Annotated in this window: 26 protein-coding genes; 14 read left to right on the top strand and 12 right to left on the bottom strand. The window is 63.4% G+C overall.

What is annotated here, in order from left to right; translation table 11 throughout:
- Nucleotides 1–163: 163 nt before the first annotated feature.
- The 5 genes from FCS99_RS01055 to FCS99_RS01035 all read left to right on the top strand — a co-directional run bounded on the left by FCS99_RS01055 (nt 164) and on the right by FCS99_RS01035 (nt 4,141).
- Complete coding sequence (locus tag FCS99_RS01055) at nt 164–487, top strand: hypothetical protein (protein WP_138509661.1); 324 nt, start codon at nt 164–166, stop codon at nt 485–487.
- 107 nt (nt 488–594) lie between these two features.
- On the top strand, nt 595–1,572 hold the full coding sequence (gene hemB / locus FCS99_RS01050) for a porphobilinogen synthase (RefSeq protein ID WP_171036193.1): 978 nt from the start codon (nt 595–597) through the stop codon (nt 1,570–1,572).
- Nucleotides 1,573–1,580: 8 nt separating this feature from the next.
- The gene (locus FCS99_RS01045) at nt 1,581–1,982 is read left to right on the top strand and encodes a hypothetical protein (protein WP_138509657.1); all 402 of its coding nucleotides are present in this window, start codon (nt 1,581–1,583) and stop codon (nt 1,980–1,982) included.
- Between the two features lie 620 nt (nt 1,983–2,602).
- Nucleotides 2,603–3,757, top strand: a complete 1,155-nt coding sequence (locus FCS99_RS01040; RefSeq protein ID WP_138509655.1) for a trans-sulfuration enzyme family protein — start codon at nt 2,603–2,605, stop codon at nt 3,755–3,757.
- Between the two features lie 36 nt (nt 3,758–3,793).
- Nucleotides 3,794–4,141: a hypothetical protein gene (locus FCS99_RS01035; protein ID WP_138509653.1), complete on the top strand. Its 348-nt coding sequence runs from the start codon at nt 3,794–3,796 to the stop codon at nt 4,139–4,141.
- Between the two features lie 24 nt (nt 4,142–4,165).
- Here the strand turns inward: FCS99_RS01035 and FCS99_RS01030 are convergent, their stop codons facing one another.
- Genes FCS99_RS01030 through FCS99_RS01020 form a run of 3 tightly spaced genes read right to left on the bottom strand, consistent with a single transcriptional unit; the run spans nt 4,166 to nt 6,182 of the window.
- Nucleotides 4,166–4,795, bottom strand: coding sequence for a trimeric intracellular cation channel family protein (locus FCS99_RS01030; protein WP_138509651.1), 630 nt, complete (start codon nt 4,793–4,795; stop codon nt 4,166–4,168).
- A complete protein-coding gene (locus tag FCS99_RS01025) occupies nt 4,792–5,322 on the bottom strand; it encodes a hypothetical protein (RefSeq protein ID WP_138509649.1) in 531 nt (176 codons plus the stop codon). Before FCS99_RS01025 ends, FCS99_RS01030 begins: the two co-directional genes overlap by 4 nt.
- A complete protein-coding gene (locus FCS99_RS01020) occupies nt 5,319–6,182 on the bottom strand; it encodes an NAD(P)-dependent oxidoreductase (RefSeq protein WP_138509647.1) in 864 nt (287 codons plus the stop codon). Before FCS99_RS01020 ends, FCS99_RS01025 begins: the two co-directional genes overlap by 4 nt.
- A gap of 61 nt (nt 6,183–6,243) precedes the next feature.
- On the opposite strand from FCS99_RS01020, the gene FCS99_RS01015 reads away from it, so the two are divergent.
- Nucleotides 6,244–8,565, top strand: a complete 2,322-nt coding sequence (locus FCS99_RS01015) for a penicillin acylase family protein (RefSeq protein WP_171036192.1) — start codon at nt 6,244–6,246, stop codon at nt 8,563–8,565.
- Here FCS99_RS01015 and FCS99_RS01010 read toward each other — a convergent pair.
- Nucleotides 8,547–9,011 carry a flavin reductase family protein gene (locus tag FCS99_RS01010; RefSeq protein ID WP_138509643.1) on the bottom strand — a complete coding sequence of 155 codons (465 nt, stop codon included), beginning with the start codon at nt 9,009–9,011 and terminating at the stop codon, nt 8,547–8,549. The two genes, FCS99_RS01015 and FCS99_RS01010, sit on opposite strands and share 19 nt — an antisense overlap.
- An 89-nt stretch (nt 9,012–9,100) precedes the next feature.
- On the opposite strand from FCS99_RS01010, the gene FCS99_RS01005 reads away from it, so the two are divergent.
- The 8 genes from FCS99_RS01005 to FCS99_RS00970 all read left to right on the top strand — a co-directional run bounded on the left by FCS99_RS01005 (nt 9,101) and on the right by FCS99_RS00970 (nt 17,930).
- On the top strand, nt 9,101–10,024 hold the full coding sequence (locus FCS99_RS01005; RefSeq protein WP_138509641.1) for a flagellar motor protein MotB: 924 nt from the start codon (nt 9,101–9,103) through the stop codon (nt 10,022–10,024).
- A gap of 106 nt (nt 10,025–10,130) precedes the next feature.
- The gene (locus FCS99_RS01000; protein ID WP_138509639.1) at nt 10,131–12,002 is read left to right on the top strand and encodes an SLC13 family permease; all 1,872 of its coding nucleotides are present in this window, start codon (nt 10,131–10,133) and stop codon (nt 12,000–12,002) included.
- A gap of 40 nt (nt 12,003–12,042) precedes the next feature.
- Entirely contained in the window at nt 12,043–12,795 is a 753-nt protein-coding gene (locus tag FCS99_RS00995; protein WP_138509637.1) for an arginyltransferase, read from the top strand.
- 45 nt (nt 12,796–12,840) lie between these two features.
- The gene (locus FCS99_RS00990) at nt 12,841–13,959 is read left to right on the top strand and encodes a TRAP transporter substrate-binding protein (protein ID WP_138509635.1); all 1,119 of its coding nucleotides are present in this window, start codon (nt 12,841–12,843) and stop codon (nt 13,957–13,959) included.
- 3 nt (nt 13,960–13,962) lie between these two features.
- Nucleotides 13,963–14,742 (top strand): TRAP transporter small permease subunit, encoded by a 780-nt coding sequence (locus FCS99_RS00985; RefSeq protein WP_138509633.1) that lies wholly within the window; start codon nt 13,963–13,965, stop codon nt 14,740–14,742.
- 2 nt (nt 14,743–14,744) lie between these two features.
- Complete coding sequence (locus FCS99_RS00980) at nt 14,745–16,340, top strand: TRAP transporter large permease (RefSeq protein ID WP_138509631.1); 1,596 nt, start codon at nt 14,745–14,747, stop codon at nt 16,338–16,340.
- 3 nt (nt 16,341–16,343) lie between these two features.
- A complete protein-coding gene (locus tag FCS99_RS00975; protein WP_138509629.1) occupies nt 16,344–17,450 on the top strand; it encodes an AI-2E family transporter in 1,107 nt (368 codons plus the stop codon).
- 69 nt (nt 17,451–17,519) lie between these two features.
- Nucleotides 17,520–17,930, top strand: a complete 411-nt coding sequence (locus FCS99_RS00970; protein ID WP_138509627.1) for a hypothetical protein — start codon at nt 17,520–17,522, stop codon at nt 17,928–17,930.
- Nucleotides 17,931–17,934: 4 nt separating this feature from the next.
- On the opposite strand, the gene FCS99_RS00965 is transcribed toward FCS99_RS00970, so the two are convergent.
- From FCS99_RS00965 to recO, 8 genes are all read right to left on the bottom strand, one after another.
- Entirely contained in the window at nt 17,935–18,765 is an 831-nt protein-coding gene (locus FCS99_RS00965; protein WP_138509625.1) for a hypothetical protein, read from the bottom strand.
- Between the two features lies 1 nt (nt 18,766).
- Nucleotides 18,767–19,786 (bottom strand): M48 family metallopeptidase, encoded by a 1,020-nt coding sequence (locus FCS99_RS00960; protein WP_138509623.1) that lies wholly within the window; start codon nt 19,784–19,786, stop codon nt 18,767–18,769.
- Nucleotides 19,787–19,789: 3 nt separating this feature from the next.
- Complete coding sequence (locus tag FCS99_RS00955; protein ID WP_138509621.1) at nt 19,790–20,341, bottom strand: LemA family protein; 552 nt, start codon at nt 20,339–20,341, stop codon at nt 19,790–19,792.
- A 40-nt stretch (nt 20,342–20,381) separates the two neighbouring features.
- Nucleotides 20,382–22,658: a DNA topoisomerase IV subunit A gene (gene parC / locus FCS99_RS00950; RefSeq protein ID WP_138509619.1), complete on the bottom strand. Its 2,277-nt coding sequence runs from the start codon at nt 22,656–22,658 to the stop codon at nt 20,382–20,384.
- Between the two features lie 138 nt (nt 22,659–22,796).
- Nucleotides 22,797–23,192, bottom strand: coding sequence for a hypothetical protein (locus tag FCS99_RS00945; protein ID WP_138509617.1), 396 nt, complete (start codon nt 23,190–23,192; stop codon nt 22,797–22,799).
- Nucleotides 23,185–23,628 carry a helix-turn-helix domain-containing protein gene (locus FCS99_RS00940; protein ID WP_138509615.1) on the bottom strand — a complete coding sequence of 148 codons (444 nt, stop codon included), beginning with the start codon at nt 23,626–23,628 and terminating at the stop codon, nt 23,185–23,187. The genes FCS99_RS00945 and FCS99_RS00940 overlap by 8 nt, the downstream gene beginning before the upstream one ends.
- The gene (locus tag FCS99_RS00935; RefSeq protein ID WP_138509613.1) at nt 23,615–24,094 is read right to left on the bottom strand and encodes a hypothetical protein; all 480 of its coding nucleotides are present in this window, start codon (nt 24,092–24,094) and stop codon (nt 23,615–23,617) included. The genes FCS99_RS00940 and FCS99_RS00935 overlap by 14 nt, the downstream gene beginning before the upstream one ends.
- Nucleotides 24,095–24,244: 150 nt before the next feature.
- On the bottom strand, nt 24,245–24,973 hold the full coding sequence (recO, locus tag FCS99_RS00930; protein WP_138509611.1) for a DNA repair protein RecO: 729 nt from the start codon (nt 24,971–24,973) through the stop codon (nt 24,245–24,247).
- Nucleotides 24,974–25,100 lie beyond the last annotated feature (127 nt).

Genomic DNA, 25,100 nt, shown 5'->3' with positions numbered 1-25,100 from the left:
GATCACGCCATTGGAAGACAAATATTGCTTCCGGCCATTTGCGCCGGAGGCGTAACGCGGCTTTCCGTCCGCGGCAAGTTTGATATGTGTCTCATCCCGGTGGGGGCCAAGCCAGACGCCTGCCTTTCCCGCCCGTGCACCGGGATTTTCGAGGAAGCCCGCCATGTCGTCCAAATCCGCGCAGACCAAGCCCTGCCCGTCCTGCGGATTGCCGGTCAGCCTGCACACGGCCCGGCGGGAAATCGCGCGCATTCCCTTTGCCCCGGTGACCTCGCGCTGGCTGCCAGGCTCACGCCGCTGCCCGCACTGCAACGCCCAACTCTTCTCCCAGGACCGGCACTGGATCTGGATCCTCGGCCTGGCGGGCGGCTTTGCCGGTCTGGTGGTGCTGGGCACCTTAGTCGGACTGAGCCCGTTGGGCATTGCGCTCGTGATCGGCCTGCTGGCCATGATCATCGGCCTGGCCGGCATCATCTTCGATCACTGAGGCCCGCGACACTGTGCGCACCCACTGCGCCGTGACAGGGCGCGCCGGTCTCGCTATCCCTGTCGACCACAGACCACTGACCGGACATGCCAGGACGGACCCGACCCATGTATCCCAATACCCGACTTCGCCGCACCCGCCAGGCTGACTGGTCCCGCCGCCTCGTGCGCGAGAACACGCTGACGGTGAATGACCTCATCTGGTCCGTCGTGGTCTCGGACACCGCCGATCCGGTCGAGCCGGTGGCCGCCATGCCGGGGGTGGAACGCCTCTCCCTGTCCGCCCTGGCGAAAGCCGCCAAGGAAGCCCAGGAGCTGGGCATTCCGGCCATGGCGATCTTCCCGCATATCGATCCGACCAGGAAGGATGATGACGGGTCCGAGGCCCTCAATCCGGACGGTCTGGTGCCGCAAGCCATCAAGACCATCAAGGACGCCGCCCCCAATGTCGGCGTGATCTGCGATGTCGCGCTCGACCCGTTCACCACGCACGGCCATGACGGCATTCTCGATGGCGATGTCATCGACAATGACGCCACGGTCGACCGGCTGATCGAACAGGCCCTGGTCCAGGCGAAGGCCGGCTGTGATGTGGTCGCCCCCTCCGACATGATGGATGGCCGCATCGGCGCCATCCGCGAGGCGCTCGAGTCGGAAGGTTTCACCAACACGATGATCCTCTCCTACGCCGCCAAATACGCCTCCGGCTTCTACGGCCCCTATCGCGAGGCGATCGGCTCGGCGGCAGCACTCAAAGGCGACAAGCAGACCTATCAGATGGATCCGTCCAACCGGGATGAATGCCTGCGCGAGGTGGAGCTCGACATCGCCGAGGGCGCCGACATGGTCATGGTCAAGCCCGGCCTGCCCTATCTCGACATCGTCCGCGCCCTCTCCGACACCTTCCCCGTCCCGGTCTACGCCTTCCAGGTCTCCGGCGAATACGCCATGATCGAAGCCGCCGCCGCCAACGGCTGGATCGACGGCGACCGCGTCATGATGGAAAGCCTGCTGGCGTTCAAACGTGCCGGGGCGTCCGGGATCATTACGTACTTTGCGCCGCGGGCGGCGCGGCTGTTGGGGTAAGGCAGTCGATGAAATGGGGTCGCTTTATCTGTCCCGACTGCGGATATGATATCAATCCGGACAAGGCACTCGCTGCCCTGGAAGGCGAATATCGTGAGCAGGAAGAGAAATATGGCGGTTTCCCCAGCTTCCGGCGGCCCAGCGTCACAGGCACATTCGACCCGGTCAAATGTCCGGAGTGCGGCTTGCGGGTTCGGGCGGCGTTCTGGCCGGCTCTTTTCGTCGTCATTCCGCTAGCCTTCGCCTGGTGCTTCGGACTTTTCGGGATAGCCTTGAGCCAAACCATCGATTTCCGGCCAGACCTGATCCAACTGGCCATCAAAGTTGGTAGCGGTGTCCTTCTGGCGGGCTTCATCGCCATGTTCTGGGGCTATTCCATCGCCAAGCCCATCCGGTGCGGGCATTATTGAACGGCTCAATCCCTGCAACCCGCTTTCCTTGTCATCCCGGACGAAGGCCCGGCCCTGAGCCGGGCGCAGATCCGGGACCCATGTCTGCACAAGGGAGGCGCGCCCTGATGGGTCCCTGATCTACGGCCAGCTTTCGCAGGCCATCCGTCAGGGATGACAAGGAAGGTACTGGCGCCCTTGATGAGCACCGTCGAGCGGATCACGCCCCAAACTGCGCCCATTCAGCCTGCGTCACGACCATCGACACCACCGTCATCCCCCGGCTTGGCCGGGGGACCTCACCCAACCCGCCAACAGGTGAGCTGAGGTCCCCCGGATGCCCTGCGGGCACCGTGGGATGACGAGAGTAGTGTCGGAAAAACTCCCACACTTGTCATCCCGGATGGATGCCCCGCGCAGGCGGGGCGCAAGTCCGGGACCCATAATCTCGGTTTGGAGCAAAATTGCGCTGAAGTCTCGCGTCTGCTTTCGGGCTAATTCTGTGTTTATGGGTCCCGGCTCTCCAGCCTGCTTTCGCAGGCTAGAAGCCTGCGCCCGCGAAAGCGGGGGGCCGGGATGACAAATGTTGTGGGTTAGCCACCCCCTTTGACCCCACGCCCGACTTCCGGCATCCATTCCCCATGAGCCAAACACCCGACACACCCACTTCCCGCGAAACGAAAACCGTCCAGGCGATGCACGCGCCCGACACGCAGACCGGCGCGGTCATCCCGCCGATCCATCCCTCCACCACCTATCTGCGCGGGGCGGAGAATGAGCTGGTCGGGCCGACCGATTACCGGCGGCCGGAAGGGCCGACGGAGATGCAGGCGGCCGAAGTGCTGGCCATGCTGGATGGCGGGGCGGATGCGCGGCTCTTTCCCTCGGGCATGGCGGCGATTGCGGCGGCGCTGGAAAGCGTTCCGACGGGCGGGCATGTGATTGCCCAGACCGAGATGTATTACGGCGCGCGCCTTCTTTTCCAGCGGGCCCAGCGGCTCAACCGGATCACGCTCAACCTGGTGCCGCCGGGTGATCTCGATGCGCTGACAGCCGCCTGCCGGCCGGATACGGACCTGATCTGGATCGAGACCCCGGCCAATCCGTCCTGGGCCATTGTCGACATTGCCAAGGCCGCCGATATCGCCCACGCCGTGGGCGCGCGTCTGGCCGTGGACAGTACCTGCGCGCCGCCCTGCACCACCCAGCCGATCCAGCTGGGCGCGGATCTCGTCATGCATTCGGCGACCAAATATCTCAACGGTCATTCCGACGTGCTGGCCGGGGCGCTGGTGACCGCCAAGGCAGACGAGAATTGGGACACTATCGCCACCCTGCACAGCCAGACGGGCGGCGTGCCCGGCCCGTTTGATACCTGGCTCCTCTTGCGCGGCCTGCGCACGCTCTTCGTGCGCTTTGAACGCCAGAGCGCCAGCGCGCTCTTCCTCGCCAAGGCTCTGAAGGATCATCCCAAACTCTCCGCTGTCCATTATCCCGGCCTGGAGAGTCATCCCGGCCATGCCATCGCGGCAAAGCAGATGACCGGCGGGTTTGGCGGCACGCTCTCAATCCAGCTCAAGGATGGCTATGACGCCGCCCGCAAACTCGCCGCCTCCACAAAGCTATTCTTCCAGGCCACGTCACTGGGCGGGGTGGAGAGCCTGATCGAGCATCGCAAGCCGATCGAGGGGGCGGACAGCCCCTGCCCATCCGACCTGGTGCGCCTGTCGGTGGGCCTGGAAACGCCGGAGGATTTGCTGGCCGACTTGCTCCAGGCGCTGGATCGGGCAAACTGAGGCCACCCAACCCCTGCGTGTAAGGGAGCATTGCGCATGCGTGTTCACAAGCACTGCCCGTCCTGCGAGACGGAATTGCCGCCGGAACTCCATTGGCCGATCGACCGGGAGAAGGTTTTCTCCTGCGAGCGCTGCGGCGCCTATCACCGCTGGCAGACCAATTTCCTCATTCCCTTCACGCTGGGCCTGATCCTGGTGAAGCTGGTGGCCGCGGTCGGGCTCGGCATTGCCGGCCTCTGGGCCATCCTCATCCCCTTCATCCTTGTCTCCATCCCGGTCGTGACCTTCCTCCTCTATCTCGGTTTCCAGCCGGAACCGGTGGATTTCGGAAAGGTGGCAGACGGGCGGATCAAGAAGGATGATCTGAACACGACGCTGCATTGAAGCGCCGTTCAGACCAGAGAGCCCTCACTCCCCCAGCTTGATCGCCGGCAGGGACCATTTGAACTGGATGGCACAGCCGCGCAGGACCAGGGCCAGAATGGCCGAGCCGAGGGTGACGAGACTGGGATTGAGGCCCAGCGCGATCCCCGCCACATAGGCCGCCGCCCCCGCCAGAGCGGCCAGGGCGTAAATGTCCTCGCGCAGGATGAGCGGCACGTCATTGACGATGATGTCGCGCAAAAGGCCGCCGAAGGCCGCGCTCATCATCCCGGTCAGCAGGGCGATGGTCCAATGGGCGCCGGCAGCCAGGCCGGCCTGGGCCCCGATGACGCAGAACACGGAGAGCCCGATCGCATCGGCCCAGATCAGGGCGGCACGGCGTGTCGCGATGGCCTGGGCCCAGGGCGAGGTGAAATAGCCCAGCAAGGCGCCGCCCAGGGCGACGGCGAGATAATTGGGTTCTTCGATCCAGTAGACCGGCAGCTCGCCCAGCAGGACATCGCGCAGCGTGCCGCCGCCCATCCCGGTGACCGCCCCGACAATGGCGGCGCCGAACGGGTCCAGCGCCTTGCGCGCGCCCAGCATGCCACCGGAATAGGCAAAGAAGCCGATCCCGGCATAGTCCAGCCAGAGAAAGAGGGTCTCGACGCTCATTCGGCCGGGGCCTTTGCCTGTTTGGCCGCGTCGAACTGGCGGCGGGCCTGTTCGAACTCGATCAGGTCCGCCAATTCCTGGGCCCGCCAGGCGGCGGCCATCATCAGGCCCGCCAACGCCATCCAGGCGCCCAGAACGACGATCAGGGTTTCCGACTGTTCAAACCCCAGCCGGTCCCAGATCTCCGGATCCAGCTCGGTCAGGCCGAAAATGCCGGCCACGGGAATCGACACGAATATCAGCGCTGTGGCCCGAAACAGCCGGTCCACCTTGCGAGCATTGATGCGGGCATAGGCGAGCAGGAAATCGACCTGGTCATCATTCAGCCCGCCGAGCAGGCCCAGACCGATCTTCCAGTGCGTCGCCTCATTGAGAATGCTCAACTGGTCATTGGCGATCATGTTGAGCGCGCGCTTGGTGAAGCTGGCAAACACGATCAGCCGCCAGGTCGCGAACTGCGCCGTCAGGCGCTTCCAGACACCCATCGCCACCGGATCGGTGCGGATGAGGCGGCCATCCTCGGTCACAGATCGCGCTCCAGACGGGCGATCAGGCTGGACGTGTCCCAGCGGTTTCCGCCCATGGCCTGCACATCGGCATAGAATTGATCGACCAGGGCCGCGACCGGCAGGCGCGCCCCATTGCGTCGGGCCTCTTCCAGCGTGATGCGCAGATCCTTGCGCATCCAGTCGATGGCAAACCCATAATCGAACTTGTCCTCGACCATGGTCTGCCAGCGGTTTTCCATCTGCCAGGACTGGGCCGCCCCCTTGGAAATGGCCCCGATCACCAATTCCGGGTCCAGGCCCGAGCGTTTGGCGAAGTGCAGGCCTTCCGACAGGCCCTGGACGATGCCGGCAATGCAGATCTGGTTGACCATCTTGCACAGCTGGCCGGCTCCCGCCGGTCCGATCAGCGACATCGCCTTGGCATAGGCATCCATGACCGGTTCTGCGCGCTGGAAAGTGTCCGCCTCGCCGCCGCACATGATGGTCAGCTGACCATTCTCCGCGCCCGCCTGCCCACCGGAGACCGGGGCATCGAGAAAGCCGATCCCGGCCTCGCGCGCTTCCAGGTCCAGATCGCGGGCCAGCTCCGCCGAGGCGGTGGTGTGGTCGATCAGGATGGCGCCCGGCTTCATCGCGGGAATCGCCTGTTCCGCGACCGCGCGGACATCGGGGTCATCACCCAGACAGGCCATCACGAAATCCGCTTCGGCGACGGCCGCCTCGACCGTGTCGGCGGCCTGGCCGCCATGCTGGCCGGCCCAGGCCTTGGCCTTGCTGGACGTGCGGTTCCAGACCGTCACTTCATGTCCGGCAGCGGCCAGATGACCGGCCATCGGATAACCCATGACCCCGAGGCCCAGGAAGGTACAGCGTGACATTGGCGGCTCCCCATTTGATCAACCCCTTGCTAGTCTCCCGGCATTCGGGGAGCAAGTCATCATGATCGCACGTCTTCTACGCTATTCGGCCTGGACCCTGGCCGGACTGGCCGCCGTCCTCATTCTCGCCGCGCTGGTGATCGGCAACCGGCTCTACGCCTCCCTGCCCCAGACCGAGGGTGAATGGGTGCTGGCGGGTCTCGAGGACGAAGCCCAGATCATCCGCGACGAACACGGCATCCCCCACATCTTCGCCAGCACCGGCCATGACGCCTATTACGCGCTGGGCGTGGCCCATGCCCAGGACCGGCTCTGGCAGATGGACATCACCCGCCGGGCCCTGCGCGGCCGGGTCGCCGAACTGATCGGGCCGCCGGCTGTGGAGACGGACATCTTCTTCCGCACAATGGGGCTGGGCGACGCCGCCGACGAGGCCGTCGCCACCCTGCCCGATGATGTCATCGCCGCGCTGGAAGCCTATGCCGATGGCGTCAATGCCGTAATCGAGGCGCCCGGCTTCGTGCCGCCGCCGGAGTTCCAGATCCTGATGGCATCGCCGGAACCCTGGACACCCGCCGACACGGTCGTCGTCTACAAGGCGATCGCGCTGGACCTGTTCGGCAATGCCTTCGGCGAGCCTGCCCGCGCCGCGCTGGACGAACAACTGGGTGCCGAACGTGCCGAGGAATTCATCGGCCGCTATCCGGACGACGCGCCGCGCTCGCTGTCCATGGCCGATCTCGGTCTCAGCGAGGACCTGCCGGCGATCGAGGAAGCCGCCCCGGTCCAGGGGCCCGAGGACAATGGCCGCGACGGTTCCAACAACTGGGCCCTGTCCGGCGAGCGCACCGCGTCCGGCCTGCCCATCCTGGCCAATGACCCGCATCTGGGCCTGCGTGCGCCCGCCATCTGGTATCTGGCCCGCCTGACCACGCCCGACGGCAGCGCTGTCGGTGCCACCCTGCCCGGCACGCCCTTCGTGACGCTGGGGCGCAATGACGACATTGCCTGGGGCTTCACCAATACCGGCCCGGATGTCGGTGATTTGCACCCCGTCACGGCCGATGCCGTCATCGGTGAGCGCGAGGAACACATCAAGGTCCGCTTCGGCGAAGACATCACGATCACCCGCCGCGAGACCGCCACCGGCCCGGTGCTGGATCCGGAACATTTCGACTATGAGGTGCCGGAAGGAGCCGACTTCTTCGCCCTGCAATGGATGCTGGACGAGCCGGATGATGCGACGACGGGGGTCGGCCTGCACATTCTGTCATCGGAAGACTGGGATGATTTCGTCAATGCGGTCCGCGGCTTCGTCGCCCCGCAGCAGAATATCGTCTTTGCGTCCCGTGACGGTGATATCGGCTTTTACGCTCCTTCGCGCATTCCGGTCCGGGATGAGGACGGCAATTGGGTCTCCACCATTCCCTTCGAGGACTTGCCGCATACCCGCAATCCGGACCGCGGCTTCATCGCCACCGCTAACAACAAGATCGTGCCGGACGGCTATCCGCACTATCTGACCAGTGAGTGGTATGGCGTGTCCCGCATCCGGCGCATCTATGACGGGATCGAGTCCCAAGCCGTTCACGACATGGACTCCATGGCGGCGCTGCAGATCGACACGGTCTCGGACATGGCCTTGCGCATCCTGCCCGTCCTGATGACGGCGGAACCCTCCAGCGAACTGGGCGTCAACGCCCTGGCCGAACTGGAAGGCTGGGATGGCGACATGGTCGTCGACCGGCCGGAACCGCTGATCTATGCCGCCTGGGTGCGCGAGCTGAACCGGGCCGTCTACGCCGATGATCTCGGCACGCTCTTTCCGCGCTGGTATGCCGACCGCCGCGTCCTCTTGATGGATGTGCTGACCGGGGATCTGTCCGCCTGGTGCGATGATATCACCACCGAGGCCACCGAGACCTGCCAGAGCCTTCTGGGACCGGCCCTCGACCGGGCCATGGCGACGACCGCAGAGAGCCAGGGCCGCGACATCACCGCCTGGCGCTGGGGCGATGTGCATTACGCCCGCCACGCCCACACGCCGTTTTCGGACTTCCCGGTCCTGTCCGATGTCTTCACCATCACCACACCCATTCCGGGCGATGGCGCGACGGTGAATGTCGCCCATTATTCCTACCGCACGCCGGGCTATTCCGTCTTCCACGGCGCCTCCTACCGGGCGCTCTATGACCTGGCGGATCCGGACGCGTCACGCTTCATGATCACCACCGGCCAGTCCGGCAATGTCCTGTCGCGCCATTATGACGACCTCGCCCCGCTCTGGGGCCGCGGTGAGTATCTGGAAATCCCGACGGGCTGGACGGCGGATGCGCCGCCGCAAGGCACGCGCGTGCTGACGCTTCAGCCCGGCTCGCAATAGTTCGAGGTGTAGAAAACCAGGGCGGACACATCACGCGGCGTGTCGAAATCGGTGACTTCGCCGATGATGATGTCGTGGTCGCCGGCGGTCACAAGAGACTGCTGGCGGCACACGAAGCGCGCGACACAGCCTTCGATCAGCGGCGCGGTCTCGCCCTGCCATTCCGCATGGCAAGCCCGCAGGTCCGGCTCGATGGCACAGGCATGCGCCAGCCCGGCCTGGTCGGCGGCCAGCACATTGATCGCATAGTCCTGGGCCTCCACGAAACGCTTGTAGCGGTCCGTGCCATGCTCCACCGACCACAGCACGAGGCGCGGGTCCAGCGAGACCGAGGCAAAGGAATTCACCGTCATGCCGATCGCCTTGCCCTCCACATAGGTGGTGACAATGGTGACCCCGGTCGGATAGCGCCCGAGGGCGTCACGGTAGGAACGGCTGTCGGTCAATGCGGGTCCTTTCGGAAATCAGGAATGAAACCTGGCCTTAACGCTAACCGTCTACAGGAGAGACGGACCTAGAAACAAGGCGGGTGGACATGGCGGCCAAGGATCAGCCGATTGTCATCAAGAAAGTCGTAAAAGGCGGCGGCGGCGGACACCATGGTGGTGCCTGGAAAGTTGCCTATGCCGACTTCGTCACCGCGATGATGGCCTTCTTCCTTCTGATGTGGCTCATCAATACCACCACGCCGGAACAAAAGCGCGGCATTGCCGACTATTTCGCACCCGCCAGCGTCTCGCCGGCCAATTCCGGTTCCGGCGCCCCGCTGGCCGGCACGGCTCCGGGCGATGACGGTGTCCAGGGTTCCGGCGACAGTTCCATGCGCCAGCGCCTGGCCCCGACCGCGCCGCAACTCAATGACCGCGATCGCCAGCAACAGCCGGAGGGCTCGCCCGAGGCGATGGAAGAATCGGAGACCACGGTTCAGGCCTCTGCCCTCGCGGAAGCCCAGCAGCGCCGTGACGCGGCCCAGCTACACTCTGCCGCCATGTCGCTGCGCCAGGCCATGCAGGACATGCCGGAACTGGCCGAACTGTCCAACCACATTCTTGTCGACGAAACGCCGGAAGGCCTGCGCATCCAGCTGATCGACCAGGAAGGCCGTCCGATGTTCAATCCGGGTGCCACGGAACCGAATGACCGCGCCGTCACCCTACTGCGCGCCGTGGCCCGGATCGCCGAACGCCTGCCCAACCGGCTTTCCATTGCCGGACACACGGACAGCGCCCCGGCCACCAATCTGGAATACACGAATTGGGAATTGTCCGCCGACCGCGCCAATGCGGCCCGCGCCGTGCTGCAGCGTGCCGGAATCTCCAATGACCGCGTCTATGAAGTGCGCGGCAAGGCCGGGTCCGAACCGCTGTATCCGGACGATCCCTACATGCCGGGCAATCGCCGCATTTCCATTGTCCTGCTGCGGGAAGCGCCGGTTCTGCCCAACGGGCACGAGCTCTAGTCCCAGCGCAATACACACCGGTTTCAAGGAAAGGCTTCGCAACTCCGCCGGACGCATGATAGCGTCTGGAGACGGATGAACCGAACCTCTGTTTCCCGAAATCGAGATGAGTGAATTGGCGGCTGAATTCGCGGCGCTCGGCGCTTGGCAGATGTGGGCAATACTGGGCGGTCTGCTGATCGCCGTGGCCCTGTTTATCTGGGATCGTTTTCCGATCGAGATGGTGTCCGCCGGCATCGTCGCCCTGCTTCTGCTCTTCTTCAATCTCTTCCCGGTGGAACTGGCCGGACAGGAAGACGTGAACTGGTCCGCGCGCATGCTGTCGGGCTTCGCCAATCCGGCCCTGTTCACGATTCTCTGCCTTCTCATCGTGGGCCAAGGTATCTTCCAGACCGGCGCGATGGAGGGGCCGACCCAGTTTCTCCTGTCTTCCTACGACCAGCGCCCGACCCTGACGCTGATCATGATGTTCGCCTTTGCCTTCGTGGTCTCGGCCTTCATCAACAACACGCCCGTCGTGGTCATGTTCGTGCCGATCCTGGTCGCCATCGCCCACCGGATGGAACAGAGCCCGTCCAAACTCCTCATCCCGCTGAGCTATGTCTGCATCCTGGCCGGCATGACCACGCTCATCGGCTCCTCCACCAACCTTCTGGTGGCGGAACAATTGCGGGCGATCTCCGAGATCGACCTCAATTTCTTCACCCCGACCGGGCCGGGCCTCTACCTGGCCGGTGTCGGGCTGATCTATATCGTGCTGGTGCTGCCGCGCCTCCTGCCCGACCGGGACACGATGGAGTCGGAAATCGCCGGCGGGGCCAAGGGTCGCCAATATATTGCCCAGCTGGAGGTCACCTCGGACCACCCGCTGGTCGGCAAGAAGCCGGTCATGGGCATGTTTTCCGACCTGCCGGACATGACCGTCCGCATGATCCAGCGCGGAGAGCACGCCCTGCTCCCGCCCTTCGACCAGATCGAACTGAAAACCGGCGATCTCGTGATTGTCGCGGCCACACGCCAGACCCTGTCCAGCCTCCTGTCCAAGCGCGCCGATTTCATGCGCGGCATGCTGGCCACGACCGGCCCCGGTGACAATCCGAACCCGGGTGAGACCCTGATGATGACCGAGGCTGTGGTGGCCCCGGGTTCGCGCCTAATCGGCCGCACCATCCAGCAGATCGGTTTCCGTCATGCCACCGGCTGTATCGTGCTGGGCATCCAGCGCCGCAGCCGCATGATCCGCTCGCGCATGGGCGAGATCCGCCTGGAAGCCGGCGACACCCTGCTCCTGTTCGGGTCGGCAGACTCCATGCGCCAGCTGCGCGCCGACCGTGATCTCCTCTTGATGGAATGGGCCACCCAGGCCTTGGCCGATCCGCGCCGGACCACGGCCGCCCGGATCATTTTCGGCGCTGTCGTGCTGAGTGCGGCGACCAGTCTGCTCCCGATCGTGGTCGCGTCCTTCCTGGGCGCGGTCGCAATGATCGCCGCAGGCTGTCTGAACACCCGCCAGGCCGCCCGCGCCATCGACATGAAGGTTTTCCTGCTGATCGGCGCCGCCATCGCCCTGGGCACCGCACTCCAGGATACCGGCGGGGCGGATCTGCTGGCCTCCGCCGTGGTGCGGGTGTTTGCGCCCTTCGGGGAAGTCGCCCTGATGTCGGCCCTCTTCATCGTGGTCGCCGTGCTGACAAACTTCCTGTCCAACAGTGCCACGGCGATCCTGTTCACGCCCATCGCCGTGGGCGCCGCCAACCAGATCGGTTCGGACAATACGATCCTGTTTGCCCTGACCGTCCTGTTCGCGGCCAATACCTGTTTCGCCACACCGATCGGCTATCAGACCAATCTTCTGGTGATGGGCCCGGGCCACTACAAGTTTTCCGACTATATCCGGGCGGGCGCGCCCATGGTCATCCTGTTCTGGCTGGCCTTCACGATTTACATATCCGTGCTCTACGCGTTTGGATGGACCTGAGTTAGTCTGTCCACGAAGCAGCTGAAACGAAGACCGGCCCGTGACCCATCCGTTTGCGACACGCCAGATTCCCTTCTTCCTGACAGCCGCCGCGCCCTGCCCTTACCTGCCGGGCCGGTGGGAACGGAAAGTCTTTACCCGCATCGATGTCGGGGAAGGCCCGGCGCTCAATGACGCGCTGACCCATGCCGGATTCCGCCGCAGCCAGGGCGTGTTATACCGCCCGGCCTGCGAAGCCTGTGACGCCTGCAAATCCGTGCGGATCGACGTCGCCGAGTTCAATTGGAAACGGCGCTGGCGCAAGATCATGAACCGCAATGCGGACCTCACCGTGTCGACCGAGGCCCAGACGGCGACGCTGGAACAATTCGACCTGCTCTCGCGCTATCTGGAAAGCCGGCATGGCGATGGCGACATGGTGGGCATGTCCTTCGGCGAATATGTGATGATGGCCGAGGAAGGCGCCCAGCGGACCCATATCGCGGAATATCGCGATGACATGGGAGAGCTGACGGCCTGCGTGCTGACCGATGTCCTCAAGGACGGGCTGTCGCTGATTTATTCCTATTTCGACGCCGACCAGGACCGCCGCAGCCTGGGTGCCTTCATCATCCTGGACGCGGTCCGTCAGGCCGAAGCCGCCGGTCTGCCCTTCGTCTATCTGGGCTATTGGGTGCGCGACAGCCGCAAGATGAACTACAAGGCCCAGTACGAGCCGCTGCAAGTTTTGACGCCCTCGGGCTGGCAGGCCCTGTCCGAACTGGATAACCATGAGGGCGACGAGGACGAATAAGGCACGGCCTGAGGGGTCAGGAGCCGTTCCCCGGGGGAGACAGACATGGATCGACGTACATTCATCAGCGGTGGTGCCATCGCTGCCGCCACCGTTGCGACCGCTTGCGGCGAGACCGGTCAGGAGAGCAGCGGCCCGGCCGCGCCGGCCGTCAATCGCGGCGTCACCCGCCTGCGCATGGTGACGACCTGGCCGGCCAATTTCCCGGGCCTGGGAACCGCCGCCAACAATGTCGCCGACTATATCAACCGCATGTCCGGCGGTTCGCTGGAAGTGCGCGTCTATGCCGCCGGCGAGATCGTCAGCGCCTTCGAAGCCTTTGACGCGGTCTCCGAAGGCACGGCGGACATGTATCATGGCGCCGAGTATTACTGGCAGGGCAAATCGCCGGCCTTCAACTTCTTCACCGCCGTGCCGATGGGCATGACCGCCTATGAGATCATGGGCTGGGTGGAATATGGCGGCGGCCAGGCCCTGTGGGACGAACTGTCCGGCCAGTTCAACATCAAACCCTTCCAGGCGGGCAATTCCGGCCACCAGATGGGCGGCTGGTTCAAGCGCGAGATCAACACGCTGGACGATTTCCAAGGCCTGCGCATGCGCATTCCGGGCCTGGGCGGCAATGTCCTGCGCGAGCTCGGCGGCGCGGCCGTCACCCTCTCCGGCGGCGAGATCTATCCGGCCCTGCAGAACGGCACGATCGACGCCACCGAATGGGTCGGTCCCTGGAATGACCTCGCCTTCGGCTTCTACCGCGAGGCCCCCTTCTATTACGGTCCGGGCTTCCACGAGCCGGGCTCCTGCCTCGGCGTCGGCATCAATCGCGGCGTCTGGGACGGCCTGGCCGACGATCACAAGGCGATCATCGCCTCGGCCTGCCGCACGGCGAACAATCTCTCCCTGGCCGAATTCCAGTACCAGAACGGTCTGGCCCTCGATGTCCTCGTCAACGAGCATGGCGTCGAACTGCGCCAGTTCTCCGACGAGATCTGGACCCGAATCGGCGAGATTTCCGAACAGGTCGTCGCCGATACCGGCAATGCCGATCCGTTCACGCAGCAGGTCTATGAGAGCTATCTCGATGCCCGCAACAAGATGCGCGGCTGGGGCCGGATTTCCGAACTCCCCTACATGGCCCAACGCGAACGCGTGCTCGGTCGCTAGACGATGCGTGACGGCGATCGCCTGATCCTGGCCTGTCTCGGTCTCTCTCTGGTCCTCGTCCTGCTCGACGGGATCACGGGCGGGGGTGTGGCCGGCTGGTCGCAGGAGAACCTGCCCGGCATCGCCCACATGATCGGCCTCTGGGCCGGACGCATCGGCCTGGTCCTGGCGCCTCTCGTCTTCCTGCCCCTGATCACCGGAATTCTCGGCCGTTTCATTAAAATGCGCGGTCTTGTCTGGACCCTGCATGAGCGGCTTATCCGGCTGATAGAGACGGTCACCCGGTCCATCGGCGGCGCCGCGCGCTGGTTCGCCCTCGGCCTGGTCGTGGTCACCGCCCTGATCGTGGTCCAGCGCTATGTCTTCGGCTTCGCCTCGACCAAGCTGCAGGAGAGCGTGATCTACATGCACGCCCTGCTTTTCCTGCTCGCCTCGGCCTCCGCCCTGCTCAGTGGCGGTCATGTCCGGGTCGATGTCTTCTATTCCAAGGCCTCCGACAAGGCGAAGGCCTGGATCGATCTGTTCGGCACCTATCTCGCCCTCATCCCGATGAGTGCCCTCATCCTCTGGTCCTCCACCGGATACATGGCCTCGGCCTGGCGCATCCTCGAGCGATCCCGCGAGAGTGACGGCTTGCCCTTTGTTTTCCTTCTGAAAACCTCCATTCCCCTGTTCGCCATCCTGATGATCATCCAGGGGGTCGCCATGGCTGCGCGCGCTGCCATGACCCTGGCCGACCAGAAGACGCCGGAGCTTCCGGCCTCGCTGGAGGCGGACGTCTGAGCATGACCCTGTTCATCGAACTCCTGCCCTTCCTCATGTTCATCGCCGCCTTCGCGGCGCTGCTGCGCGGCTATCCGGTCGCCTTCACCCTCGCCGGCGTGGCCCTCGTCTTCGCGCTGATCGGTATCGGTCTGAACCTGTTCGACCCGATCCATTTCCGCGCCTTCCCGCAGCGCATCTACGGCAATCTGATGGAGATGGACCGCTCCATCCTGGTCGCGGTCCCGCTCTTCGTCTTCATGGGCGTGATGCTGGAAAAGTCCAAGATTGCCGAGGAGTTGCTGGAAGCCATGGGCGCCCTTTTCGGCTCCCTGCGCGGCGGTCTGGGAATCTCTGTCGTGGTCGTCGGCGCCCTCTTGGCTGCCTCCACCGGCATTGTCGGCGCGACCGTGGTGACCATGGGCCTCCTGTCCCTGCCCACCATGCTCAAGCGCGGCTATGACCCGGCCCTGGCCGCCGGCTCGATTGCGGCCTCCGGCACGCTGGGACAGATCATTCCGCCCTCCATCGTCCTGGTTCTGCTGGGGGACCAGATTTCCAACGCCTATCAGGAGGCCCAGCGCGCCCAAGGCATTTTCTCGCCCGACATTGTCTCCGTGGGCGATCTTTTCGCCGGCGCCCTGATCCCGGGCCTGCTCCTGGTCGGTCTCTACATCGCCTACCAGATCGTCATGGCGATCTGGAAACCGGAGAGCGCCCCCGCCACGCCGCGCAACGAGCTCAAGGCCGATTGGGGGGCCATCCTGCATGCCCTGGTCCCGCCGCTCGCCCTGATCATCGCCGTGCTCGGCTCCATCCTGGCCGGACTGGCCACGCCGACCGAAGCGGCCGGGGTCGGCGCCGTCGGCGCGACCTTCATCGCCGGCGCCCGCAATGCCGGATCCGACAGCAATCCCGCGCGCGGACAACTGCTCGCCTATGCCGGCCTGTTCTCACTGGTGGCCCTAATCGCGCTGGTGATCATTCCCAACCTGGTGACAGGCGAGCGCTATTTCGTCAGCGATCTCGGACTGCCCGGCATGGCCGCGGCAAGCCTGCTTTGCCTTATCACCCTGGCCGGTGCCGGGCTCAGCCTGATCCGGCTGAAGCGCTCCGGCGTGCTCGACGAGGTCATGTCCTCCACGGCAACCATTTCCGCCATGGTCTTCGTGATCCTGATCGGCGCGTCGCTCTTCTCGCTCATCTTCCGGGAGCTGGGCGGGGATGACACGGTCGCCCATGCGCTCCAGTCCGTCCCCGGCGGCGTGTTCGGAGCGCTGGCCGTGGTCATGCTGGTCATGTTCATTCTCGGTTTCTTCCTGGACTTCATCGAGATCACCTTCGTGGTGGTGCCGATCGTCGCGCCCATCCTCCTGATGATGGGCGTGGATCCGGTCTGGCTGGGCGTGCTGATGGCGATGAATCTCCAGACCAGCTTCCTGACCCCGCCCTTCGGATTTGCCCTCTTCTACCTGCGCGGGGTCGCCCCCAAGAGCGTGAAGACGATGGATATCTATCGCGGCGCCATTCCCTTCGTGATCATCCAGATCCTGGCCATTCTGGCCGTCGCCGCCCTGCCCTGGCTGGCCACGGGCCTGCCGAACATGCTCTATGATTGAGTCATGAGTCCGCACCGCAAGATCGAGCTCCAACGCGCCTTTATCGCGGCGCTGGCCCTGATCATCTCCGGCCTCTTCGTCTGGATGATCCGGGACTATCTGGCTGCGCTCTTCCTGGCCGGCGTGCTGGCACTCTTCCTGGCCCCGCCCCATGCCTGGCTGGCCAAACTGTTCGGAGACCGCCGTGGACTGGCAGCCGGCCTTCTGGTTGCCGTGTCGGTCCTCGCCTTTGTCATTCCTGCCACCATCCTGCTGGGCGTCGTCGCCGACCAGGCCATTGAAGTCACGCAAATGGTCTCACCCTGGGTGCAGGAACAGGTCAGCCGGATCCGTCAGGACGGTCTGACCGGCCTGCCCGACTGGCTGCCCTTCCGCGACGAGCTGATCGAATACCAGGCCAGCGTGGCGGCCCAGCTGGGCAATCTGGCCGGCACGGTGGGCCGCATCCTTGTGAACTCCTTGCGCGCGGGCACGGGCGGTTTCCTGATCGCCACGCTGAACACCTTCATCCTCATCTATGCGCTCTATTATTTCCTGATGTCCGGCCAGTCCCTGGGTCGATCTGCCGTCTCCCTCCTGCCGATGACGAAGGAAGGCCGCGACCTGCTCGCCGAACGCGCCCTGTCGACCATCCGCGCCACGGTGAAGGGCTCCTTCCTGATCGCCATTGTCCAGGGTGTGCTGACCGGTATCGGCCTGTTCGTGGCCGGCGTGCCCGGCGCGATTTTCTGGGCCGCGATCGCGGCTCTCCTGTCCATCATCCCGATGATCGGCCCGCCGCTGATCTGGATTCCGGCCGCCGCGTGGCTGATCGGGACGGGGCAGTACATTCCCGGCGCCGGCCTGGTCATCTGGGGCGCCGTCTTCGTCGGTACGTCCGACAACATCCTGCGCCCCATCCTGGTCGGCAAGGACGCGAAAATGTCCGACCTCATGGTGCTGATCTCCACCCTGGGCGGGCTTACCCTGTTCGGTGCTGTGGGCATCATTCTCGGCCCCGTCATCGCCGCGCTGTTCAGCTCGGTCTGGTACCTCTTCCGCGAGACCTATGCGGGGCTTCTGGAAGAGGAGGATGACGATGCGGACGAGACACCGTCATCCGAAGGCTGACCCGCTGCGGCTTTAAGCCGGACGGCAAAACCTCTAGGGTCGGCTTACGGACGTCTGGGGATTTTGCGAATGGCCGATCCGGCCCGACAACCGCCAGTCTGGATTCTCACCGGCATGGTGTGCGCCCTGCTGGTCATTCCCCTCTTCTTTTCGATCCAGATCCTGCTGATCGAAATCGGCCGCCCCGACCTCACCCTGAATGCCGACCGCTCCGTCAGGCTCTACGAGCTGACGCCAAACTGGTCCCGCATCGCGCCCATCCTGCGCATCGGCGTCCTGCTGGCCGGCCTGGTCTTCCTGTGGCGGAAGCCGGACTGGTTCCTGCCCGCCTTCATCCTGGATGTGATGCTGCACGTCTCCGGCTGGATCCTGATCATCGGCAATCCGGAATTCACCCTGCCGACCGGCTATATCAGCTTCGGTCTGCAAGCGGTCGCCGGCTGGCTGATCCTGCAATTCGGCCCCCTGCCGGGACGCTAGGCGCTCAATCGGGCCGGAACCCGGCTTCCAGCTCGCGCAGGAACCGGCTGACCTCTCGCAGGGTCAAACGCCCGGCCAGGGCATCGCAATCCAGGCGCGGTGCCGGGGCGACATCACCGCGCGCGGCCCGGATCGCCTCCGCATGCAGGGCGATATGGTCGACGCCGGCCGGCAAGTCATTCATGCGCCCCGCAAAAGCCTCGAACGCCGCCCGGTCCTCGGACCCCGGCACCGCCAGCGCTTCGTACAAATGCTCGATATAGGCCTGATAGACCGCCGGTCGCATCGCGACATAGTCCGGTGCATGCCCATCAAGCAGATGGCCATAGAGCTCGCCATAGGCCTCGCCCTGCCCGTATTCGCCCCGGGTATGCGCGAAACTGTCGCCCAGCGCGTGGATGATCAGCCCGCTCTGCCAGACCGTGTCATGCGCCCCGACCGGGCGGCCTGACAGGGCGCGCGCGAGGTCCCGGCGGCGCTGGTCTACAGCCTCCGGTCCACCGCCATGCAGGGAATGCAGCACCCCGACAATGCGGTGCCGGTAGGTCCAGCCGCCGAAACTCGCCCAGACACTCACCTGCGGCGCCGCAAAGCGCCAGGCCAGATCATCCGCGGCCTCATTGTAGAAAGACAGGAGTGCCGCCTCCCGCGGCGACCGCCCGGCCATGACAGCCACGATATAGGTCGTGTCCTGGTGGCCGTCCCGATTGTATTTCGCGTCGGGGAAAGGCTCCACGCAGCTGGGATTGAGTGTGCGATAACCGGGTGTGGAACAGGCTGTGACGGTCAGTCCCGCCAGGGCCGCACAAGCCCAGGTCTTCCAGCCTTGTTTCATCTCATACCTCCGGCACGCTGCTCCGGCCCAGCGACGGCGTCCCGCCGGCATATTTCACCAGCATCTCGATCCGTTTCGGGATCGGCGGATGGGTAGCGAAAACGCCCATGAAGCCCTGTTTGGGGTTTTCGATGAACATTTCCCGGACCTCGTCCGGCGCGTCCTCGATATCGGCATGGCCGGAAATCTTGCGCAGGGCGGAAATCATGGCGTCGGGATTATGGGTCAGTTCCACTGCACCCGCATCGGCCATGTATTCGCGCCGGCGTGACAGGGAGAAGCGGATCGCGATGGCCAGGACATAGGCGATGACCAGGATGGCAATCGCCGCGACAATCACCAGACCGCCCGAACGGCCGCCAGAGCGCCGATCGCCACCCGCACGCAGGCCGAACCAGAAAATCCGCCGAAAGACGATCTCGGCCACGAAGGAAATGATGCCAACGAAGATGATCGCGATCACCAGGAGGCGAACATCCTTGTGGCGGATATGGGAGAGCTCGTGGGCGATGACGGCTTCCAGTTCCGCATCATCGAGCCGTTCCATCAGGCCGCGCGTCAGCGTCACCGTGTACTGGCCCTCATGCAGGCCGGAGGCATAGGCATTGAGCGCCGGTGTCTCGATGACAGCCAGTTTCGGCATGGTCATGCCGCGCGAGATGCACAGGTTTTCCAGGAGGTTGTAGGCGCGTGTCTCCTGTTTCCGTGTCACCGGACGCGCGCCGGTGGCGGCATTGATCATGGCCTGGTGGGCGAACCAGGCAATCACGAACCAGATGCCGGCCAGACCCAGTGACCAGGCGGCAATCATCGGCAGGCGCTGGAGTTCGGCCTGCCAGAACCCGGCCGCAGCGCCGCCCTTGCCGCCGGAAACGGCAGAGGGGTCTGCCATGCCCACCATCAGCCAGGTCACCGCCAGTCCCAGAAGGATCAGCAGGACCGGAAACCCGGCCAGCAGGAGGACGGATTTGAGATTGTTGTTCCAGATATGGGAGCGAAGTCCGGTCGCGCCCAGGAACATGGCCTAGAACTGCACTTTCGGGGCGCCGCGTTCGCTCTCGCCGGCTTCGAAATAGTCGCGCGACTTGAAGCCGAAGGAGTTGGCAATCACCACGGCGGGGAATTGTTCCAGCGAGGTGTTGTACTCATTGACCGCATTGTTGAAGAAGCGGCGGGCGGCAGCGATCTTGTTCTCCAGATCGGCCAGCTCGTTCTGCAGCGAAAGGAAGTTTTCGTTCGCTTTCAGGTCCGGATAGCTCTCCGAAAGGGCGAAGAGCTGGCGCAGGGCGCCGGAGAGCATGTTCTCGGCCTCGGCCAAGCCTTTCACCGACGTCGCATCGATCGCGGTCTGACGCGCCTTGATGACGTTCTCCAGCGTCTCCTGCTCATGCTTGGCATAGCCCTTCACGGTCTCGACGAGATTGGGCACCACGTCATGGCGCTGTTTCAGCTGGACGTCGATATCGCCCCAGGCCTGGTTACAGGTCTGCCGCAGGGCGACCAGCCGGTTGTAGATGACGACCAGGACAATGCCGAGGCCGATAAGCAAGATCAAAACGATAAGTCCGGCGTCCATGACAAACTCCTGTCGATGCAACCAACTGGTTGAGTGTTACCTATTCCGCTTTCGCCTGTGAAGCGAGGAATTCCGAGCCGCGCGGGGCAAAGCGGAGTGAGCGCGGGAAGCCCCGCGGGGCCATCTTGCCGGCCTGGGCCCGCTTGGCGGTCCACAAATGCCAGTCGTCCAGATTGAAACGGCGTCCGGCACCGTCCAGCCAGGTCAGCCCCTCCTCGGACGAGAAGGTCGTGGCATCGGCCAGCAAGGCGCCCTTGCCGCCCAGAAGGCGCACGCCCTTGCCGCGCGACATCATCGGGATTTCCTCGAGCGGGAAGACGAGCAGTTTCTTGTTCTCGCCGATCACGGCGCAGGTGTCGCCCATGGCCGGAATGCAGAGCAGCGCCTCGCTGCCTTCGACCAGATTGAGGATCTGCTTGCCGCCCTTCTTCATGGCGACGCAATCCTTCTCCTGGATGCGGAAACCGGTATTCCCCGTCGAGGCGACCAGAAGCGTGCGTTCCGGATCATATTTGAACAGGCCGATCGGCGCGGCATCATCGGGCAGGTCGACATGCAGGCGTACCGGCTCGCCATGGCCGCGCCCGCCGGGAAGCTTGGAGGCTTCCAGCGTGTAGAATTTCCCGTCCGTGGCGAACATGAGGAGCTTGTCCGTCGTCTCGCACTTCACGGCAAAGGCGGAGCGGTCACCCTCCTTGAATTTCAGCTCGGTGACGTCGTTGATATGCCCCTTCAGCGCGCGCACCCAGCCCTTCTCGGACAGGACGGCGGTGATCGGCTCGCGGACAACAAAGGCTTCGATGGGCGCGTCTCCGGCAATGTCCGGCGCTTCACCGAAGATGGAGCGGCGCTTACCCAGCGGCGTGGTCTCGGCATAGTAGTCACCGACCTCGGCCACTTCGCCGCGCACCTTCTCCCACTGCTTCTCGGTGGAACCGATCAGCGCCTTCAGCTCGGAGCGTTCGGCACGCAGGGACTTGTCCTCCTTGCGGATTTCCAGCTCTTCCAGCTTGCGCAAGGCGCGCAGGCGCATGTTGAGAATGGCTTCGGCCTGGCGCTCGGACAGGGAGAAGGTCTCGATCAGCTTGGCCTTGGGCTCATCCTCGAAGCGAATGATGCGGATCACCTCGTCCAGATCGGCATAGACGATGAGATAGCCGGCCAGGACTTCCAACCGGTCTTCCACCTTGGCCAGACGCGTTTGCGCCCGGCGCACGGCCACTTCGCGGCGGTGTTCCAGCCAGATTTCCAGCGCTTCCTTGAGCCCGATCACCCGCGGCGTGCCGGTCGGGTCGAGCACATTCATGTTCAGCGAGATCCGGCTTTCCAGATCGGTCAGCTTGAACACGCTCTCCATCAGCATGTCCGGATCGACCAGCTTGGACTTGGGCACCAGGACGAGACGGATGTCCTCGGTGGACTCGTCCATGACATCATCCAGCAGGGGCAGTTTCTTGGCGTCCATCAACTGGGCGATGCGCTCGACCAGTTTGGACTTCTGGACGAGATAGGGGATCTCCGTGATCACGACCTGCCAGGTGCCGCGGCCGAGGTCTTCCTTTTCCCACTTGGCGCGAACGCGGAACCCGCCCCGTCCGGTGAGATAGGCTTCGCGGATGGCTTCCGGCGGCTCCACGATCGTGCCGCCCGTGGGAAAGTCCGGCCCCTGGACATGCTTCAGGAGCGCGTCGGTCTCTGTCTCCGGATTGTCGATCAGCGCCGTGGCCGCTGCACACAGCTCGGCGACATTGTGCGGCGGAATGGAGGTCGCCATACCCACGGCAATCCCGGTGGAGCCATTGGCCAGAAGGTTCGGGAAAGCGCCCGGCAGGACCAGCGGCTCACGCTCGGACCCGTCATAGGTCTCCTCGAAATCCACCGTGCCGTGTTCGATATCGGACAGGAGCAGCTCGGCGGCCTTGGTCAGGCGGGCTTCAGTGTATCGCATGGCGGCGGCGCTATCGCCGTCGATATTGCCGAAATTACCCTGCCCCTCGACCAGTGGATAGCGCGAGGCGAAATCCTGGGCGAGACGCACCAGCGCCTCATAGACCGACTGGTCGCCATGGGGGTGATACTTACCGATCACATCACCGACCACACGCGCCGACTTCTTGAACGCCTGATCCGGGTTCAGCTTCAGCTCGCGCATGGCGTACATGAGACGCCGGTGGACCGGTTTCAGACCATCGCGCGCATCCGGCAGGGCCCGCTGGGTGATCGTCGAGAGCGCATAGGCCAGATAGCGCTTGGACAGCGCCTCATCGAACTTCTCCTCGACGATATGCCCGCCATCGGGATCGAAATGCTCACCCATGTCTCAACGCCTCGTGATTCGGTCAGCAATCACTATAGCGCACAGGGCTGGCACGGCAGGGTCGCAGCGCAGGATTAGCTGTGGGGAAGCGGGGTCAAAAGCTGGAAACCCTGGCGAGTTCAGACAGAAATCGGCGGTTTACTTTTTGAAAACACGCAAGCCTGCCAACTCAATCCAATCTTCATCACTCACGCAGCCCTCAATATAGAGAACCGAGTCCTCTTTAATCTCGACTGGCGGGCATGGAATAACTATACCCTGAGATAAATTCTCTTGGTTTGCGTGCTCCAACTCCATCTGCCCTTGAGCATGAACTTCTAGCGGGGCATCGTTAATTCGACATCGGAATTTCACCTCAAACTTAGCCTCCACCAACCCCCTAAAAGTTACAAAAGCGCTTAAATTGACCGTTTTAGGCAAACTATCAAACCCAACAGCTTCTGGATAAACTCCAACCAAAACGTGCTTTCCAGACTTCTCCTCACGAATATCATCGCAAAACACTGCATCTTTAAATTCAATACTGCTAGCCATGTTCTGCTCCCAGTTCGCCTTTAAAGAATTTACTAGACGTCATAACGACATCGCTACGACGAACCAAGTCGTCACGATAACTGGTTTTCACAACTACAATTGATCTGGAAGAAACTTCCGTCCATTCTGGCCCTGAATAATTTCGAATAGTCTCATCAAAAATCGACCGAGAATTTGGAACGATTTCTTCAGCGCAAATTCCAAGCAAGAGTTCCTGAATAGTTTCAATAGTCCAGTTCCCAGGCGCACTTAGTATCCTGGAAATCTGCTCAGGCCTCTTCCCAATCCTTCTCGCCAACTCAGCCTTCGTCAGCCCATCAGATTCAGCTTTGGCAAATCGCTCGAGAATATAATTAGACCAAGCATTTCTAGCACGTTGCCCGAAATAAGCTTTGTCCACCTTTGACAGCGTTTCAATTGCTTCATCTTGCGGCATCTAAACACCTAGACAGGAACTCATTGAGTTCCGCTCCCTTTAACTTCTCGTACTGGTGGAAATGCCTAACCCACCACCTCACAGTGCGACGAACTTCATTCCGCCATGAACTGATAAAACCATGTTCTTCCAGAAAATTTCCGAGCCAGTCTCTGGGCACAACATGCAATGCGACAAAAACGTCCACCTTCGCAAATGCTCCAAATATGCGATAGCCGGGACTTGGCGCTAAGCACCTGATGCACCAAACACCATCCCCCTCCGGATAGACCCTCGCAATAAAGCATTCCCGGCTTTTCTTGAGCGGCTTGAGACTTGCCAATACCACGTTGCCGGCCACAAAACCTTCAAGATCAGCCCGCAAACGCGCTCGCTTCTCGAGCTCAAACTCATCAACTTCAGCATTCAAAAATGCTTCAACTTCCGGCGACATTAACAGAGTTCGCTCAACGCGATCATAGGGCATTCTCGGGTCAAGCCGTACAAGTCTCCCTGCTCCGCATTCCTCCGCGATTTGGTCTTCTATTGACATATAAGTCAACTCAATAATTTCAATAGGCTTAACGCTGATGATCTAGGAAAGCGAGCATACCAACCACTTTCAAATCAAGGCAATCTACAACGCCCCTACCCGCTCCAACTCGCTGATCAGCCGCGTCCTGGCTTCCGGCAATTGCTTGTCGACGGGCCATAGCACGCGGCGTTCCAGGAAATACCCCGTCAGCTCCAGACCCATCGCGATATCACCCTTTTCGATCGCTCCGCGCCCGCGCATGAAACCGGGCAGCTCCAGGAGTTTGGCGGCATAGGGCGCGGCTTCCTCGCGGCAGACAGCGCGGCCGGTGCGGGGGGAGACATGGGTGAGGTCCTCGGTCTCGCCGGTGACGACACATTTGGCGAGATCGAGCCCATAGCCCAGATCGGACAACACGCCGGCTTCCCAGCGCACATAGATGGCCGGCCAGAGATCCGGGTCCTCGAAAGCCTGCAGCAGGAGCTGGAAACCGGCATGGACGGCCGGATGGGCCTCGCGTTCCGGCAAAGCCATCACGGCCAGGGCACAGGCGGAATTGAGCCCGGCCAGGGCGGTCCGGTCTTCCATCACGGCACCGGCACCCAGATCATCGGCCTCGATCTGGAACATGCCCAGATGCTCCGACAGGCGCGCCCGCCAGGTCGCCAGCACCTGATTGCCCGGCTGCAGCACCGGTCGCATGGCGCGCGAGCGCGCGCCCTTGACCAGTCCGGCATGCCGGCCCTGCGTCTCGGTCAGGATATCCACGATGGCACTCGTCTCCCCGTGCGGCCGCACCTGGAGGACAATGCCGCGATCACGCCATTCCATGAGGGTGTTATGCCTGAGTCTCGACGGTACTGATATGGGATGTCAGCGGGCTATGAGCGGTGCTTCCCCCCTCTCCCGCCCCTTCGGGGCACCCTCTCCCCAGGGAGAGGGAGTGCCATTAGTGCCG

It is taken from the genome of Maricaulis alexandrii (assembly GCF_005871165.1).
In the GTDB taxonomy this organism is placed as follows: domain Bacteria; phylum Pseudomonadota; class Alphaproteobacteria; order Caulobacterales; family Maricaulaceae; genus Maricaulis; species Maricaulis alexandrii.
Note: the sequence above shows the minus strand (reverse complement) of the source record. Positions and strands in the feature narration are given on the sequence as shown.

Bases quoted from the DNA above. Each gene is read 5' to 3' on its own strand.
- FCS99_RS01000 (WP_138509639.1), top strand. From the start codon at position 10,131: ATGAGTGAATTGGCGGCTGAATTCGCGGCGCTCGGCGCTTGGCAGATG.
- FCS99_RS00990 (WP_138509635.1), top strand. From the start codon at position 12,841: ATGGATCGACGTACATTCATCAGCGGTGGTGCCATCGCTGCCGCCACC.
- FCS99_RS00975 (WP_138509629.1), top strand. From the start codon at position 16,344: ATGAGTCCGCACCGCAAGATCGAGCTCCAACGCGCCTTTATCGCGGCG.
- FCS99_RS01030 (WP_138509651.1), bottom strand. From the start codon at position 4,795: ATGAGCGTCGAGACCCTCTTTCTCTGGCTGGACTATGCCGGGATCGGC.
- FCS99_RS00985 (WP_138509633.1), top strand. From the start codon at position 13,963: ATGCGTGACGGCGATCGCCTGATCCTGGCCTGTCTCGGTCTCTCTCTG.
- FCS99_RS01040 (WP_138509655.1), top strand. From the start codon at position 2,603: ATGAGCCAAACACCCGACACACCCACTTCCCGCGAAACGAAAACCGTC.
- FCS99_RS00940 (WP_138509615.1), bottom strand. From the start codon at position 23,628: ATGCCGCAAGATGAAGCAATTGAAACGCTGTCAAAGGTGGACAAAGCT.
- FCS99_RS01045 (WP_138509657.1), top strand. From the start codon at position 1,581: ATGAAATGGGGTCGCTTTATCTGTCCCGACTGCGGATATGATATCAAT.
- FCS99_RS00970 (WP_138509627.1), top strand. From the start codon at position 17,520: ATGGCCGATCCGGCCCGACAACCGCCAGTCTGGATTCTCACCGGCATG.
- FCS99_RS00945 (WP_138509617.1), bottom strand. From the start codon at position 23,192: ATGGCTAGCAGTATTGAATTTAAAGATGCAGTGTTTTGCGATGATATT.
- FCS99_RS01020 (WP_138509647.1), bottom strand. From the start codon at position 6,182: ATGTCACGCTGTACCTTCCTGGGCCTCGGGGTCATGGGTTATCCGATG.
- parC (WP_138509619.1), bottom strand. From the start codon at position 22,658: ATGGGTGAGCATTTCGATCCCGATGGCGGGCATATCGTCGAGGAGAAG.
- recO (WP_138509611.1), bottom strand. From the start codon at position 24,973: ATGGAATGGCGTGATCGCGGCATTGTCCTCCAGGTGCGGCCGCACGGG.
- FCS99_RS01035 (WP_138509653.1), top strand. From the start codon at position 3,794: ATGCGTGTTCACAAGCACTGCCCGTCCTGCGAGACGGAATTGCCGCCG.
- FCS99_RS00955 (WP_138509621.1), bottom strand. From the start codon at position 20,341: ATGGACGCCGGACTTATCGTTTTGATCTTGCTTATCGGCCTCGGCATT.
- FCS99_RS00935 (WP_138509613.1), bottom strand. From the start codon at position 24,094: ATGCCCTATGATCGCGTTGAGCGAACTCTGTTAATGTCGCCGGAAGTT.
- FCS99_RS01015 (WP_171036192.1), top strand. From the start codon at position 6,244: ATGATCGCACGTCTTCTACGCTATTCGGCCTGGACCCTGGCCGGACTG.
- hemB (WP_171036193.1), top strand. From the start codon at position 595: ATGTATCCCAATACCCGACTTCGCCGCACCCGCCAGGCTGACTGGTCC.
- FCS99_RS00960 (WP_138509623.1), bottom strand. From the start codon at position 19,786: ATGTTCCTGGGCGCGACCGGACTTCGCTCCCATATCTGGAACAACAAT.
- FCS99_RS01005 (WP_138509641.1), top strand. From the start codon at position 9,101: ATGGCGGCCAAGGATCAGCCGATTGTCATCAAGAAAGTCGTAAAAGGC.
- FCS99_RS01055 (WP_138509661.1), top strand. From the start codon at position 164: ATGTCGTCCAAATCCGCGCAGACCAAGCCCTGCCCGTCCTGCGGATTG.
- FCS99_RS00980 (WP_138509631.1), top strand. From the start codon at position 14,745: ATGACCCTGTTCATCGAACTCCTGCCCTTCCTCATGTTCATCGCCGCC.
- FCS99_RS00965 (WP_138509625.1), bottom strand. From the start codon at position 18,765: ATGAAACAAGGCTGGAAGACCTGGGCTTGTGCGGCCCTGGCGGGACTG.